Origin of the sequence: Helicobacter apodemus, from assembly GCF_000765745.2 — a bacterium.
Lineage (GTDB): Bacteria > Campylobacterota > Campylobacteria > Campylobacterales > Helicobacteraceae > Helicobacter_D > Helicobacter_D apodemus.
The window spans coordinates 26767-42767 of the sequence record NZ_JRPC02000021.1 but is presented as its reverse complement, the minus strand read 5'-3'; the positions used below and the strand labels follow the sequence as shown (position 1 = coordinate 42767).

Sequence of the window (16001 nt, the reverse complement as noted above, 5' to 3'; positions counted from 1 at the left end):
ACCCTATTAGTAACAGGCACCAATCCACTAGATCCTGCTTCATCTCTTGATACACCTTGTGAATCCATACGCGTTGGATTTAAGAAGATTCCATATTCTCTATGGAGTTTAGCGATTTCCTCTTGTTGTAAGAATTTTTGTTGAATGGTTATATTTTTAAAGTCTCTTAAAGGTTTAAGTGTTTCTTTGAATAATTCTCCATCTCCAATGATAAGAAACTCTAACTCTTTAAAAAAGTCTTTTTTACTAAGTGCTAATATGGCTTTAACCGATAAATCATTAGCGTATTTTTTACTAGCAAAAGGTCTAATAGAAAGAATTTTCTTTCTAGCTTCTATGTCTTTTGGGATATAATCAAAGAGAGTCGTGTTAATTGGATTATGAATGATAGAATAAGAATCTTTTGGTAAATCCATTCCAATATCTCCTAAGCATTCATTTTTAAAATGTTCTGAAACAAAGACAAAATGGAGATTTTTATGGTTTGCATGAATAACTTTTTGCCAAAATTTTTTTCTTCGCTCACTCATTGATTTTTGGCGATTGATTTCAGCTTCTCCTAAATGTTCAAAGTTAAATAATCTCCTATGCCACATTTGTATTTCATAGCCGTGAATCCATACAATAATTTTCATTTTATCTATAAATTGGCTTAAAATTTCCCACATCCCCTCATCTAAGAAATGCACCAAAATATGCGTGTATTGCTGACTTTGCAAAGAGTGCAGTAAAACTTCCTTAGAGGCACTCATTACATCAATTCCCTCAAATTCATAAGTGGAGTATTTGCAATCATTATTTAGTCTAAAAACATCCACTAAAACACCCTTTTCTTTATAGGCTTTTATCCTTGTGTGTAAGAACCCAAATTTATAAATGTCTTCATAAGAGGGGTATTGTCTAGTTAGAACTAATGTTTTAGATTTGGCTAACATTAAATAGGGCTCATTACTCACATCATCTAAAATTAGCTCTTTAATCTGGATTGTGCCACTCCCTTTAATCCTTAACCCAAAGCGAATATAAGCGCAATGATTTGGCAAACTTAAAGTAATAATGTCTCCTATCTCATTGAGGCTTTTAGAAATACTATGCTTACCTTTATCTAATAGCTCACAAACACTCCTTAAATCTTCTACATCATATTCACATTTAAAGAGAAGTTTTGAGTTATAGAGCAGATTCATCGCTTCTTTTTCTAAGGGCTTTTTGAAATAGATGGTTTCTTCCTCGTGTTTTTGGAGTTTTGAGGTAAGTATTAAATGAGAATCCTGGAGCTTCATAGAGACTTTGTGGGAGTTTTTAAAAAGCTCATAGAGTTTAGAGGCAGAGAATTTATAAATATCTTTTGTGGTGCATTCTTCTTTCAAAGAAGCGGGAATGAGTTTTGTGATTTTGGGATTTATATGTTTAAAAGTGATGCCGCTATCTTGTAGATACAGATCATCAATAACTTCGAGTTTATCATCAGGAAGTAAGGCTCCATTTTTGCAATAATTAAATCGATCAAGTGCTAACATATGTTCTAAGTGATAATTTGTTTTGCCATCTAAGAATTGGTGAATTAAATCTTCTTTTAGTTCTTTTACACAAAGAATGGATGAGCAAATATCAAGCTCTTTGACTAAGCGGTATTCTAAATCCTCATTTTGTAGTATTAATTTTTCTGTATAAGCATAGAGACAAGCTTTGCCAAAAGCTTTATAATCGGAATATTTTTGTGCTAAAAGTAAATCTGTGAGATAGGATTTGCCATAATAATCCTTAGGATTAAAAATACTAAAAAATCCTGATTCTAAATTTTTTAAATAGTCTGCACATTCTTTTTTAGTATCTTTTAATAAAATATTTTTATCTTGTGCCTCTAAATTTTGGTTGAAGTTTTTATAAAGGATTAAAGTCTTGTTATTAATGGTTTTTTGCTCTTTAAAATAAGCGATAACTCTTTGGTATTCTTCTAAAGAGTTTATTTGGGAGTAGATATAAATAGGAGGCTTACAATAAGGCGTAAAATTTTTAAATATCACAGAACATATAAAGGAAAATCTATCTTTGTAGGTATGCTCACTCATAACCTTCCTAAGTCCTAATAATCGGAATTTTCTGTAATATAAATCTTCTTTTATGAGAGGGCTTAAATTTTTATGAATCTCTTGAATATTATCAGAGGCAATCACTAAATCACCAAAAAAATATCGGAGCGCTCTTGAGAAATTGCTTAATACTATGGTATTGGAGGCTAAAAGTTCAAAAACTCTTCTAGCAAACATTGTTTGTGAGTTTTTAATGCTATTAATGTTAATTCCAAATTTATAGCCTTTATAAGCTTTTTGTATTTCTTCAAAATTTAAGCCTCCAATAATAAGATCTTGAAATTCTTGAGGGTAGGAGTTATGTGCGTGGCTTTTGCCATAATTTCTATCATAAATAGCCACAGGCTTTAGTGCTTTAGCAGCGTCAATAATGGTACTAAAGTCTTTGTGTCGGTTTGGAAAACGCATATAATAAGAACCTGCAAAGCAAAAACCATCTTTTCTGCTCAATTCTTCAATGGGATTGCAAAATTTCGTTTGTGCGGCAAAAGGGAGACAATAAACTCTAGAGTGTTTCGCGTAATATTTGTATTTGGCTACACAATCTATATCACTTGTAAATATAAAATCCACTTTCTTTGCAAGGTATAAAAATCTTTCAAAATCAATAGGGTCTTCTTTGTTCCAAAACGCTGTTGGAATTTTTGCTTTTTTACAAAATTCAAGTAATGTTATAATCTCCTTGCTTGGCATTGATAATTTCTCTTTCCACGAAGTATCAAGCCCACTCCACGCTGATTCTATTAATACAAAATCTGGTTGAAATTCTTGAATTTGGGATTCCCATTTGCTAAATGTAAGATAGAGCAAATTGCATTCATATCTGAAACAATGGTAGCTAAACTCATCAAGGATACAAGCTACTTTGATCGAATTAGGTTTTGATTGAAGGATAAATTGTTTTTGAGCATTGTCTATATTGTGCGTGGGGAATAGGAAGCTATGCTTATTAGAAGTAAATAAAATATTAGGCTTGATTTTGCCTTTAAAGGCTTTATAGTCTTGATGGAGATCATAAGGTAGAGTGAGGATTTTTTTCAAAGACTTTGCTTTAATGATTCTATTCCCCCATCTAAAAGAAAGGGTGTTTTTTAACCGCTCTTCGTTTTGTTGGGAGGTATTGAGTTTTAGTAAGAGATTTTGATTTTGTTCTTTTAGATTTGTGATAGTTTGCTTTAACTGTTCTTCGTTTTGTTGGGAGGTATTGAGTTTTAGTAAGAGATTTTGATTTTGTTCTTTTAGATTTGTGATAGTTTGCTTTAACTGTTCTTCGTTTTGTTGGGAGGTATTGAGTTTGTTGTCTAGTTTTTTAATAGCTCCATAGCTATAGAGTGTGTAATAATTATCATAAGTGAGTTTTGATAATACCTTATTTAACATTTTTTTTTCATCTAAGTGCTCATTGGGAATATAAAGATGGGTAGGTGTGGTATTGAAAGTTTCACAACAGCTAAAATTTAAGGCTTCTAAAAGAGTGTTGATACGATGATAAGAAGAAATATCTATAGCTTCAATATAAATAAGGGGTCGATTTTTTTTAATAGTTTCTTTAGCCCCCAATAAAACTTTTTCCTCCATTCCTTCAACATCAATTTTTATTACCCCTATTTTTTCTTCAAATTTAAAATCATCTAATCTTTTACATTGGATATCGCCTTTTCCTAAAGTAAGTGCATTTCCTCCTAAGTTGCTCGTATCTAAATGTGTAAATTCTCCTAATTCCTCTCTATCACTTAAGCCATAATTATAAATTTTTACATTGTTGGATAATTTATTGAGTTCTATGCTTTTTTGAGTTATTTCACAAAGCTCTTTATTGGCTTCAAAGGCATAGACTTTAATCCCATTAGCTGCTAAAAATAAAGAATGGTTGCCTATATTTGCTCCTATATCTAAAAAGGCAGAATTTTTGTCTATTCTTTTTAGAATATCTTGTAGCATTGCATATTCGTAAGGGATTAATTTAGCAGTAATTTCTTTTTGAATATAATCACTTTCTTTATAAGGGAGATAGAGTTTATAGGTTACATTCTCTTCATTTAATATTAAAGTTGTAATTGTTTGTGTTTCCATTACACTTCTCTAATATTAACAAAATCTAAAATTTCTTGGGTTGGGATATTTAAATTTAAAAATGCTTTATGTGCTACTAAGATAATAATGAGTTGAGATTCATCTAAAGCTTCTTGTAAAGTGCATAGTCTAACATTTGGATAACTTAATTCTTGAGGTAAATGTTTGATATGGGGTTCAACAATGAAAATTTCTCTTTGGGTATCTGATATAATGGTTTTGGTGATTTTTACTGCTGGACTCTCTCTTAAGTCATCAATATCTGGTTTAAAAGATAATCCTAAAATAGCAATTTTTTTATAATCCTTTTGTAAGAGTCTATGCGTGATTTTTTGAGTAACAAAATGTATTTTGTAGTCATTAACTTCTCTAGCGGTTTTAATGAGTTTAGATTGTTTAGGAAAATCACTTATAATAAACCAAGGATCAACAGCAATGCAATGTCCACCAACTCCACAACTTGGCTTTAGTATATTCACTCGTGGGTGATGATTAGCAAGTTTAATAAGCGTATAAACATCAATACCCGCTTCCTCACAGATTAAAGATAATTCATTAGCAAAAGCAATATTAACATCTCTAAAAGCATTTTCTGTAAGTTTTGTCATTTCGGCAGTTTTTGCATCTGTAGGGATACATTCTCCTTTAACAAAAATCTTATAAAGCTCTATAGCTTTTTTTGTGCATTGGGTTGTAATCCCGCCAATAATCCTGTCATTTTCTACTAACTCTTTGAGGATAGATCCCGGTAATACTCTCTCTGGAGTATAAGCTACAAAAATATCTGGCTGTTTATTGTTATGAGGAAATTTCAAATCCTCTCTTATTGTGCTAAGATATTGGGATATTTTTTCTGTAGTGCCGCAAGGAGAGGTTGATTCTAATAGCACAAGATTACCTTTTTGTAAGTATTTTGCAATAGCCTTAGAGGCTTGTTGTATATAATCTATATTGGGTTGATGATTTTGCTTAAAAGGTGTTGGCACACAAATAATAAATACATCTGCATAATTAGGCTTTAAACTTGCTTTTAAAAATCCTTGTTTTACCGACTCAAAGACAAGCTTGTCAAGCTCTGGCTCTATAATGTGTGTTTTGGCTTGATTGATAGTATCAACAATGGTTGGATTAGTATCTACGCCTAAGACTTCTAATCCTTTTTGCGCAAAGATAGCAGCTGTGGGTAGTCCAATATAACCAAGTCCAATTACACATACTTTCATTCCTTATCCCTTTGAAAGTTTTTGATGAAATCTACAATCCTTTCACAAGCCTTTCCATCGCCATATGGATTAATAGAGTGAGACATTGCTTGATAATCTTTAGGATTATCCAAAAGATTTTGTGCCTCTTTTGTAATGCTTTGAATGTGCGTTCCGACTAATTTCACTACCCCAGCCTCTAATGCTTCAGGTCTTTCTGTGTTGTTTCGCATTAATAATATAGGCTTTCTTAGTGAAGGTGCTTCTTCTTGAATACCTCCAGAATCTGTCATTATGAAATAACAATGAGACATTAAATAGACAAAATATTCATAATTTAAGGGTGGAATTAAAAAGATATTTGGGGTATCAGTAAGTAAGCTTTTTGTAGTTTTTTGCACATTAGGGTTAGGATGTGTAGGATAAACAATATCTATTTGTGGATTATTATAGGCAATTTGTTTTAAAGCCTCACAAATTTGGATAAGCCCTTCTCCAAAATTTTCTCTCCTATGAGCTGTTACAAGGATAAATTTTCTTTGGGGGTTTAAAGGATAGTAAAGCGATAAATCTTTTTTAATCTTTTGCTCTAGATTTTGATTGGATTTTATAAGATTGAGCGTTAGAAAAAGTGCATCAATAACGGTATTTCCGCTAATGCAGATATTTTTTTCTTTTTTGCCTTCAAGGAGTAAATTATTTTTTGAATCGTTGGTTGGAACAAAATAGTAATTTGTTAAAGTATCAATCATTTGTCGATTGGCTTCTTCGGGGTAAGGGGATGCAAGATTGTGTGTCCTAAGACCTGCTTCGATATGGGCAATTGGGACTTTTTCATAAAACCCCGCTAAAGCACCGCTTAATGCCGTTGTAGTATCTCCATGAACTAGGATTAAATGAGGTTTAAAGTCTTTTAGAATATCTTTTAAAGCTAATAGGATTTTTGAAGTGATACTAAATAGGTCTTGATTAGATTCCATAATATTTAAATCAAAGTCTGGTTGTAAATTAAAAAAATTTAAAGTTTGATCTAACATTTCTCTGTGTTGAGCACTCACACAGAGTTTGGTTTCAAAATCAGAATCTTTTTTAAAAACATTCACTAAAGGAGCCATTTTTATGGCTTCTGGTCGAGTTCCAAAAACAAATAAGACTCTTTTTATCAATTTATAACCCCCTAACACTATTGAAAATTGCACTTTTCAAACTTTTTTAGTTCATTTACTTTAAAAATAATTAATCTTTTAAGAATGTAATACATTTTGTCGAATGTAGAGCATAATTTAATCTTGATCCCCCTGAAGTTTAAGAAATTTTTATTGAATTTTTAACTATAATCCGCAGCTAGAATTTATACAAAAGTTACTGCAAAAACTCGTAGCGGCTTTTAGAATATTTAAAAAATACAAGTATGTTTTAGTTTGAAAAGTGCAATTTTCAATAGTGTTAGGGGGTTATAAATTAATGAAATCCAAAGTTGCGGTTATTATTCCTGTTTATAATGTAGAACAATACCTAAGGCAATGTTTAGATTCTCTACTCTCCCAAACCCTTAAAAGCTTACAAATCCTTTGTGTTAATGATGGTTCAACAGATGAGAGCTTAAGCATTCTTGAAGAATATGCCAAAAAAGATAAACGCATACAAATACTTAATAAACAAAATGGCGGACAAGGGAGTGCTAGGAATCTAGGTATTGCTTATGTAAATGCTGAATGTGTGTATTTTGTAGATTCTGATGATTGGTTAGAAATAGATGCTTTAGAAAAGTTTTATACCCTACTCCAAAAAAGTAATGCGGATATAGTGTTAAGTGGAGCATTAGCCTATGTTGATGATACGCAAAAATTCTTTCCAACAGACTTTTCTAGTATTCTCCATAAAACCCCTTATGTTTCTGGCAAAACCTATTACTACCAACAAATAAAGCCTCTTATTTTTACAGGATTTGGAGTGCCTTTTAAATTCTACCGCTACAATTTTTTAAAAACCCTTTTAACTAATGAAAAACTCTATCCAGAAAACAATAAAATGACGGGGGGGGGGGCAACAAACTATTATTCGAAGATGTCTTCCCATCTATTAAGGCTCTATTACTTGCAAAAAGAATTTGCATATTCAAAGAAGACTTATACTACTACCGCATACGAAAGGATTCCACGATGAGAAGCAGTTATTCTTGCAATGAGGGAATTTTTGATATTTTTGTAGTGATAAAGCAAGTTGAGCAGTTTTTATTAGCTTATCATATTATGGATGAACTAAAAAATGAATTTTCTCTATTTGTGTGTGAATGTATAAACTTCCACCTTAGACGCTGCTCCAAAGGATTCAAAGAAAGGTTTATTCAACAATCCCAAGAGATTATCAATGGGTATGATGATTCTTATTTTACAGACCCAAAAACAGAAGCAATGGCAGAGCATATCTTAAAACTTCAAGGCAAAGGTGCCACACAAAGAATAAAAAATCATCTAGCCTATAAACTAGGTCAAGAAATGCTAAAAGCAAAATCTCCTTTAAAGGTTTTAAATCTTCCCTTTACTCTTATTCAAACTATTCAAGCTCATAGATTTGAATCTAAAGTTTTAAAAATTCTTTATAAATCTCATCCACAACTTAAACCACCTGCCCTAGAGCATTATGCAGATTATAAAGAAGCATTAAAAGTTAAAGAGTATTTAAGTTATTGCTTAGGAGAGGCTATGCTTAAAAATCCTTTGACTTTTGTGTTTAAAATAACTTTTATTTATAGGGATTATAAAAGGAAAAGATTATGAAATCCAAAGTTGCGGTTATTATTCCTGTTTATAATGTAGAACAATACCTAAGGCAATGTTTAGATTCTCTACTCTCCCAAACCCTTAAAAGCTTACAAATCCTTTGTGTTAATGATGGTTCAACAGATGAGAGCTTAAGTATTCTTGAAGAATATGCCAAAAAAGATAAACGCATACAAATACTTAATAAACAAAATGGCGGACAAGGGAGTGCTAGGAATCTAGGTATTGCTTATGTAAATGCTGAATGTGTGTATTTTGTAGATTCTGATGATTGGTTAGAAATAGATGCTTTAGAAAAGTTTTATACCCTACTCCAAAAAAGTAATGCGGATATAGTGTTAAGTGGAGCTACCATATATTACCAACTCTTAGAAAAATATGATACGAAGTTTTTATCCACTTGCTACGATAAGCAAGATGAAGAAATTTGCGATTTTAAAGCCATAGAATCTAAGATTTTTACTAGAATTGCACCCTTTTTTAAGTTTTACCGCTTTAGCTTCCTCCAAACACTTTTAGAAAATGGAAAACTCTACCCAGAAAATATACTCTTTGAAGATATACTGCCCCATATCAAATCTTTGCTTTTAGCAAAAAAAATCACCTTTTTAAACCAAAATAAATATTTTTATCGCGTGCGAGAAAATTCTACAATGACAAGCCAATATTCTCGTAATGCAGGTATTTTTGATTCCCTTGTTGCGGTTAAACAAATCGAAAAATTTTTATTAACCCACCATTTAATGGATGCCTTAAAAAAAGAATTTTTCATCTTTGTTTGCGAGCATACCCAATACCACTTTAATCGCTGCTCTAAAACATTTAAACCAAGCTTTGCACAAAAGGCTAAAGAATACTTAGCCACCTTTGATAATCCCTATTTTATCGATGAAAAAACACAACCCTATAAAGAAAAAATTTTAAAAACTTTAGATTTAAACAAACCAAGAGGTGCCACACAAAGAATAAAAAATCATCTAGCCTATAAACTAGGTCAAGAAATGCTAAAAGCAAAATCTCCTTTAAAGGTTTTAAATCTTCCCTTTACTCTTATTCAAACTATTCAAGCTCATAGACTTGAATCTAAAGTTTTAAAAATTCTTTATAAATCTCATCCACAACTTAAACCACCTGCCCTAGAGCATTATGCAGATTATAAAGAAGCATTAAAAGTTAAAGAGTATTTAAGTTATTGCTTAGGAGAGGCTATGCTTAAAAATCCTTTGACTTTTGTGTTTAAAATAACTTTTATTTATAGGGATTATAAAAGGAAAAGATTATGAAAATAGCCGTTGTTTTAGCTGGTGGTGTCGGAAAGAGAATGGGAGATGTGAAGCTACCTAAGCAGTTTTTAGAAATTAATGGCATTGCTACGATTATTTTAACCTTAAAAAATCTCCTAGATTCACAACTTTTTGATTCTTTATATATTGTAATCCATAAAGATTGGAAACAATATCTTGAGGAATTGCTTACAAACTCTTGTGTAAATATCCCTAAAGAAAACATTATTTGTGGTGGAAAAGAGAGAATAGATAGCATAGAAAACGCCCTTAATGTTTTAAAGACAAAAGGCACAAAAGATAATGATATAGTGCTTTTTCACGATGCTGTCCGACCTTTTATCACCAAAGAGTTACTCAATAGAGGCTTATTAACAGCCCTTAAATATGACGCTTGTGTCGCCATCACCCCAGTTAAAGATACGATGATTATTGTAGAAGATGAAGTAGCCCTTGCAATGCCTAATCGCTCCTGCTTATTTCACGGACAAGCCCCTGATATATTTAAATTTAGTCTCATTTATGATTGTATCAAGAGCTTAAAAGCTGAAGAAAAAGCCACTATCACCGGCACTGCACAAATTTGCCAAACAAAGGGGATTAAAGTGTATACCTTTTTAGGGGATGAAAGGAATATAAAAATTACAAGCATAATGGATTTATTCTTAGCTAAAGCAATTTATAGAGAGATGTATGAGCAATGAAAGCGTGGGTATTAAAAGGAATTGAAGATATAGAGCAAACCCAAGTGGAGACGCCGCTTATCAATAAAGGTGAAGCGTTAGTGAAAATTAGAGCTTGCGGTATTTGCAGCAGTGATTTAGATAGATTCTACAAAGGGGCTTATCACTATCCCCTAATCTTAGGGCACGAAATCGCTGGAGAAGTCATTGAAGTAGCAGAGGATTTAGATAAAAATCTCATCGGCAAAAAGGTGGTGGTATTCCCCCTACTACCTTGCAACAAATGCCAAAATTGCTATAACAAGAATTACGCACAATGTGAAAATTATAACTACTTTGGTTCAAGGAGAGATGGAGGATTTGCAGAGTTTTTATCTGTCCCATTGTGGAATCTTAAGATTTTTGAAAATAGATTTGATTTTCTAAACGCTTCCCTTTGTGAGCCTGCTGCGATAGCAAAACATACCCTCTCTAAGATTGAGGGAAAAGAGATTTGTATTATAGGCTCGGGCGTAATTGGGATTTTAATAGGCATTTGGGCTAAACTTGCGAATTTAGAGGTATTTTTCTTAATTAGAAATAAAGCAAAAGCAAAATTCTTAGAGCAATTAGGCTTTGGAGTGATTTTTTCAACAACTAAAAAATTTGACTCTTGCATAGAATGTGTAGGTAGTGAAGAATCCTTGCAATCTTGCATAGAAATTACGAAAAGTAGGGGTAAAATTATCCTTGTAGGTAACCCTAAAGCTGCGATAAATCTACCCCAAAAAGTCTATTGGAAGATTTTAAGGGAAGAGTTGCAAATACAAGGAGTTTGGAATAGTGAGTATCCCAAAGATTGGGATTTTGTTTTAAAAAACCTAGATAAAATCCCCGCACAAAAACTCATTACGCACACCTTTAAACTCCACGAATGCCAAAGGGCTTTTCAAACACTCTCATCCACTTCTAACTTCCATATAAAGGGGACTTTTATTAATGAGTAAAATTTCTGCTTCTTTAATGTGTTCTAACCCCTACACCCTACAAAGTGATATACAAACTTTAGAAAATACAAAGATTGATTATTTGCATATGGATATTATGGATGGGCATTTTGTCCCCAACTTAGGCTTTAGCATAGATTTCATACAATCCATACGTAAATGCACCTCCTTGCCCTTTGACTTCCATTTAATGGTAGAAAATCCTCTCAAAATCATCCCTAGACTTTCTTTGCAAAAAGGAGATATTGTCTCTATTCATTTTGAAGCAAGTTATTATTTAGAGGATATTATCGCACTCATTAAAAGCTATGAATGTGAGCTTTTTATCGCTCTAAACCCCCAAACTCCCGTATGTATCCTAGAAAATTTACACCATCATATCGATGGTGTAAATTTTTTAACAATAAACCCCGGATTCTCTGGGCAAAAAATCCTACCTATGGCTATAAAAAAATTTTTATACCTTAAATCCTACCTTTCCAAAAATAATTTAGAGCATATCTTTATTGAAGTGGATGGGAATATGAGCTTTGAAAACGCTAAGAAATTTAAAGAAATAGGAGCAGATATTTTTGTCGCTGGCACTTCTAGTATCTTCCCTAACAAAAAATTGTCCAAAAAGCAAATCCAAAACTTCCAATCCCTACTAAAGGCGAAAAAATGAGATTCTCTATTATCATTCCTGCATATAATGCACAAAAAACAATTGCTGATACTATACAATCCATATTAGAACAAAAAGTAACCCCCGAGTATGACTTTGAGATTATTATTATTAATGATGGGAGTAGTGATGATACCCTAAAAGTGTGCGAATATTACTTACAAATTCATAAAAACATAGAAATTTATACCCAAACAAACGGCGGACTGACAAAGGCGAGGAATAAGGGTGCCTCAAAGGCGAGAGGTGAAATACTGCTTTTTTTAGATAGTGATGATATGCTACCCCCAAACACACTTTGGCATTATTATTTAGTGTTTAGCAACTATGAAGTAGATTTTGTAGCGGGACTTATGGGAATCTATTATCAACACAATAAGCAATATAGCATAGAAAAAAATTATTTAAAAAGCTACAAAGGAATTCTTAATGATAAATCCCTCTTTATACCTATCTTCGCTAATGCAATTAGTCCTTGCACAAAAGCTTACAAAAAAGAATTTCTCACCAAACATCATTTGCGTTTCTTAGAGGGACATCATCTGTGCGAAGATCATTTATGGACTCTATCACTGCTTAAACACGCACAAACTATATTTTTACTCGATGAAGTCGTTTTATATTACCGAATGCACACTAACAACTCTGTAGGTAACTGGAAAAATCGTTATTTAGAAGATATGATAGCGGTGCAAGAGGATATTTTAAAACTCCAAATCCCTTTAGATTTAAACTCCTATTATGAGCGTTTTTTAAAAAACTTTGATTTTAAAAAGTTTATTGTAGAACAGGCTATTATAGGGCAAGATAAGGCTAAACTCCAAGAGTTAGTAGAGCCTTTGCAAAAACTATTAGAAATTATCCCAACCCAATACCAACAAAAATATATGCCTAAGTGGTATGCCTTTAAAGACCCTAGCAAGAATGGAATTTATAAAACCATATTACGCATTAAACGCAATAGAAAGCTTAAAAAAACCTATAAAAAGCTGAAAAAATTTTTTATCAAACCCCTAAAACATCTTTTAGATACGGCTAATGGATTATGGTATAGACGATTGCTTAAGAAATACCAATGCCGCCATAAATTCTTAAAAGCTCTCTACCAAATCTTCTCTTATTTACCCATTACCAAAGCAAAGGTTAGCTTTGGGGAGTGTATCTATGGGATGAAATATCTAGGGGATATTAAGGAAACATTAAAAGATTCTAATCTTATTATCACAACCCTAAATTATAGAGTAACGTTAAGTGATGATATAAAAAGAATGTATCATTTAGCAAAATCGCCCATTATATTAATCGATAATTACTACCAACCCCTCTTTGGCATTACCACAAGGAAAGAATCCCTTGTATTGCAATGCTGGCACGCTGGAGGACTTTTCAAAAAATTTGGCTGTGATAATGCGTTTCAAGGAAGCAAAGCATACGAATATGAAACCAAAATTCATCAATCCTATTCTTATGCTTTCGTATCTGGAAAAAAGGCAATAGAGGGATATATGAGTGCTTTTAATCTCAAAAGGGAGCAAATCCTACCTTTAGGGAATATTATGGCAGATATTCTTATCAACAAGCAAATAGACCAAAAAGAAGCAAAAGTGATTTTAGGGGTTAATCCTCATAAAAAACTCATTGTCTATGCCCCAACCTTTAGGGACTGGGAAAGACCTGATTTTAATCTTCATTTAGACTTCCAATCCTTTATAGAAAAATATTCTGATAAATACGAGTTTGCACTAAGAATCCACCCAACTACCAAACCTACCATCAACCAACAAGGGATTCATAACTTTTCTTTAAAAGAAGAATGGTTAGTTTTAAATGCTGCTGATGCTCTAATTACAGATTATTCATCTATTATATTTACTTATGCGTATTTTGGACGCCCTATTTATTTCTACCCCTATGATTATCCAAAATACCTAAGCCAAAAAGGATTTTATGAAGACTATTTGCATTTTGTCCCCGGAGATATTGCCTTTAGTGAAGAGGAGTTATTAAAGCTACTAGAACATATCCCGTCCATAAGTGTAAAAGTGCAGCAACTATGGCAAGAATATATGGGAGAGTGTGATGGCAATACCGCAGAAAAAATAGCGGATTTTATCAAGACGAGAATGAGTATAAACAATGCTTAAAGACTTAGATTATAGAGCAATAAACTTTATAGAAACCACACAAGCAAGTCAAGATTCTTTTACCCACTATTTACACCTTATAAAAGCACAAGAAATTCATACAATCCAACTACTATTTAGCAAAAATATCACAAAAACCATAAAAATTGCCATTAGCTATAACAAAACCCATTATATCCCTCTGCAAGAATTTTGTGCTAATGGAAAGTTCCATAGGGTAAAAAACACCTTTAGGGGAAATATTGCTGCTATCAAAGTCAAGATTCTTAGCGGAAGTGATGAAAATATCAACATAGCAATATTTGCCAAAAAATATAATTCTTTAATCATAGCTGCTAGAAGTGATGGCATAGGGGCTAGAATGATAGCCTTACTTAATAATATCTATTTAGCTAATCTGCTTGGAGAGCGAACAAAGTTTGGCTTTGTTTGGAAAAATGACTTTCTCTCTAATAATCTTAATCCTATGAGGAATAAAAATGAAATAGAGGGTAATAAAATCGCGGGGTTAGGTTTAGAGGGTGAAGAGGCAATTTTTACACAAGAATTTATCCAACAATTCTCCTACACAAACTCTCTAGGAGTCTATAATGGCTCTTATCCAAGAGGCAATAATCTGCAAGAATTTCTGCAACTCTCTATAGAGGCTACCACAACTAAAGATTGCTTTTTTCTAAGTATCCCTACGCCACTTTATGAAATCTTTAAAGAAATTCAAGAATGTGAATACAGGAAGGGCTTAAGAGAGATTTGGGATACTTTAGCATTCATCCCTAAACTTAAAAATATTATAAATGCTGCTAAAAACATAGCCTTACAAAATCAAGATTTTGTGGCTATACACATAAGGAGTGGAGATGTAATTTTTGTCCCTGAATACCGCAATAACTTAGATAGAATGTTCGCTCATACATTACCCTTAGAATTAGCAATAGCTTGTATTGAAGTGGAACTAAAAACAAACCATAAAGTCGTATTATTTTCTGATGATTTTTCTTCTATGGAGGTTTTATTGGAATATTTCAAGGGGGAGCAAAACTTATATTCCATTAGCTCTTTAATCCCCGATGATTTTCATCTTAACAATACAGAGAGAGTATTTTTTGAAATTACTTTTATGTCCTTTGCTGATAAAATCTATACCTCTAAAACCTCTGTTTATGCTAGACTTAGCCATTATATTGGGGATAATAGTGTCTTAATCAATACCTATGAAGTCTTTGATAAACAAACACAATACCAACTATTACAACAATACACTATAACCCCTCATCGTTTCCAAAGAGCCTTGAGTAACCTTTATAGTTTCTTATTAAGCGGAGATTTAAGCTTAGATTATAATATCCAACAAACCCATATTAAAGCTTGTATGGAAGCAGATAAAGAAAATTTACTCTATAAAATGCTTTATATAGATTTGCTTTTAGAGACTAAAAGGTATTATCAAGCTAATGAATCTTTAGAGGATATTATTAATAATCATCACTCAAGCTTTATAACAATGCTTTCACAACCAAATCATACCGCCCAAAGAGAAAAATACCTAAAAATAAGTTTTGAGTATCATAATATTGCAGCCATTGCTTTAGCATTAAAACATTTAAACATCCAGACCTCTAATAAAGTGCCTATTCCTCCAAAACCTCTAGGTGCCTCCTCCCGCATTAAATCTCATCTTTCTTATAAACTAGGACAAGCTTTGATTTTAAACTCTAAAAGCCTATGGGGATATATAAGAATGCCTTATGTATTATCTTATATCAAAGATAAACATAAACAAGAACAAAAAGAATATCAAGAAAAGATAAAAAAGAATCCTAGTTTAAAACTTCCTACCTTAGAATCTTATAGAGATTATAAAGATGCTTTAAAAATAAAAAATACACTTTCTTATCAATTAGGGGAAGCTTTTATTAAAGCTAAGAAACAAAATTTCTTTAAATTTCCTATTCCTTACTTAAAAGCTAATAATGTTAATTATAGTGGGGGGGGGGGGCATTCTATGGTTTTATTTTGTTGAATCTAAAAGAATAGTAAGGGAGTGGAGAGGGAGGAGTAAGAAATATTCCCTCTAAAGTCCTATCCTCTAC

The 16001-nt window shown here is 32.3% G+C and carries 11 protein-coding genes; 8 read left to right on the top strand and 3 right to left on the bottom strand.

Annotated features, from left to right (window positions below; genetic code table 11):
- The 3 genes from LS72_RS08080 to wecB all read right to left on the bottom strand — a co-directional run.
- Nucleotides 1–4166: FkbM family methyltransferase (locus LS72_RS08080; protein WP_138155254.1), on the bottom strand; the 4166-nt coding region annotated here is incomplete at its 3' end.
- Nucleotides 4166–5389, bottom strand: a complete 1224-nt coding sequence (wecC, locus tag LS72_RS08075) for a UDP-N-acetyl-D-mannosamine dehydrogenase (protein ID WP_034554739.1) — start codon at nt 5387–5389, stop codon at nt 4166–4168. The genes LS72_RS08080 and wecC, both read right to left, overlap by 1 nt.
- Entirely contained in the window at nt 5386–6534 is a 1149-nt protein-coding gene (gene wecB / locus LS72_RS08070; RefSeq protein WP_331250515.1) for a non-hydrolyzing UDP-N-acetylglucosamine 2-epimerase, read from the bottom strand. The genes wecC and wecB overlap by 4 nt, the downstream gene beginning before the upstream one ends.
- 298 nt (nt 6535–6832) lie before the next feature.
- Between wecB and LS72_RS08065 the strand changes: the two genes are divergently transcribed.
- The 8 genes from LS72_RS08065 to LS72_RS11410 are packed head-to-tail and all read left to right on the top strand — an operon-like array spanning nt 6833 to nt 15931.
- On the top strand, nt 6833–7534 hold the full coding sequence (locus LS72_RS08065; RefSeq protein WP_138155253.1) for a glycosyltransferase family 2 protein: 702 nt from the start codon (nt 6833–6835) through the stop codon (nt 7532–7534).
- Nucleotides 7531–8148: a hypothetical protein gene (locus tag LS72_RS08060; protein ID WP_138155252.1), complete on the top strand. Its 618-nt coding sequence runs from the start codon at nt 7531–7533 to the stop codon at nt 8146–8148. Before LS72_RS08065 ends, LS72_RS08060 begins: the two co-directional genes overlap by 4 nt.
- Nucleotides 8145–9434 carry a glycosyltransferase family 2 protein gene (locus tag LS72_RS08055; protein WP_138155251.1) on the top strand — a complete coding sequence of 430 codons (1290 nt, stop codon included), beginning with the start codon at nt 8145–8147 and terminating at the stop codon, nt 9432–9434. Before LS72_RS08060 ends, LS72_RS08055 begins: the two co-directional genes overlap by 4 nt.
- Nucleotides 9431–10138 (top strand): IspD/TarI family cytidylyltransferase, encoded by a 708-nt coding sequence (locus tag LS72_RS08050; RefSeq protein WP_034554804.1) that lies wholly within the window; start codon nt 9431–9433, stop codon nt 10136–10138. Before LS72_RS08055 ends, LS72_RS08050 begins: the two co-directional genes overlap by 4 nt.
- On the top strand, nt 10135–11103 hold the full coding sequence (locus LS72_RS08045; protein ID WP_052087358.1) for an alcohol dehydrogenase catalytic domain-containing protein: 969 nt from the start codon (nt 10135–10137) through the stop codon (nt 11101–11103). The genes LS72_RS08050 and LS72_RS08045 overlap by 4 nt, the downstream gene beginning before the upstream one ends.
- Nucleotides 11096–11767 carry a ribulose-phosphate 3-epimerase gene (locus LS72_RS08040; RefSeq protein WP_034554805.1) on the top strand — a complete coding sequence of 224 codons (672 nt, stop codon included), beginning with the start codon at nt 11096–11098 and terminating at the stop codon, nt 11765–11767. The genes LS72_RS08045 and LS72_RS08040 overlap by 8 nt, the downstream gene beginning before the upstream one ends.
- Complete coding sequence (locus tag LS72_RS08035) at nt 11764–13911, top strand: bifunctional glycosyltransferase/CDP-glycerol:glycerophosphate glycerophosphotransferase (RefSeq protein ID WP_034554806.1); 2148 nt, start codon at nt 11764–11766, stop codon at nt 13909–13911. The genes LS72_RS08040 and LS72_RS08035 overlap by 4 nt, the downstream gene beginning before the upstream one ends.
- Entirely contained in the window at nt 13904–15931 is a 2028-nt protein-coding gene (locus LS72_RS11410) for a hypothetical protein (RefSeq protein ID WP_138155250.1), read from the top strand. The genes LS72_RS08035 and LS72_RS11410 overlap by 8 nt, the downstream gene beginning before the upstream one ends.
- Nucleotides 15932–16001: the final 70 nt, after the last annotated feature.

Bases quoted from the DNA above. Each gene is read 5' to 3' on its own strand.
- LS72_RS08035 (WP_034554806.1), top strand. From the start codon at position 11,764: ATGAGATTCTCTATTATCATTCCTGCATATAATGCACAAAAAACAATT.
- wecC (WP_034554739.1), bottom strand. From the start codon at position 5,389: ATGAAAGTATGTGTAATTGGACTTGGTTATATTGGACTACCCACAGCT.
- LS72_RS08055 (WP_138155251.1), top strand. From the start codon at position 8,145: ATGAAATCCAAAGTTGCGGTTATTATTCCTGTTTATAATGTAGAACAA.
- LS72_RS11410 (WP_138155250.1), top strand. From the start codon at position 13,904: ATGCTTAAAGACTTAGATTATAGAGCAATAAACTTTATAGAAACCACA.
- LS72_RS08060 (WP_138155252.1), top strand. From the start codon at position 7,531: ATGAGAAGCAGTTATTCTTGCAATGAGGGAATTTTTGATATTTTTGTA.
- LS72_RS08065 (WP_138155253.1), top strand. From the start codon at position 6,833: ATGAAATCCAAAGTTGCGGTTATTATTCCTGTTTATAATGTAGAACAA.
- LS72_RS08050 (WP_034554804.1), top strand. From the start codon at position 9,431: ATGAAAATAGCCGTTGTTTTAGCTGGTGGTGTCGGAAAGAGAATGGGA.
- LS72_RS08040 (WP_034554805.1), top strand. From the start codon at position 11,096: ATGAGTAAAATTTCTGCTTCTTTAATGTGTTCTAACCCCTACACCCTA.
- LS72_RS08045 (WP_052087358.1), top strand. From the start codon at position 10,135: ATGAAAGCGTGGGTATTAAAAGGAATTGAAGATATAGAGCAAACCCAA.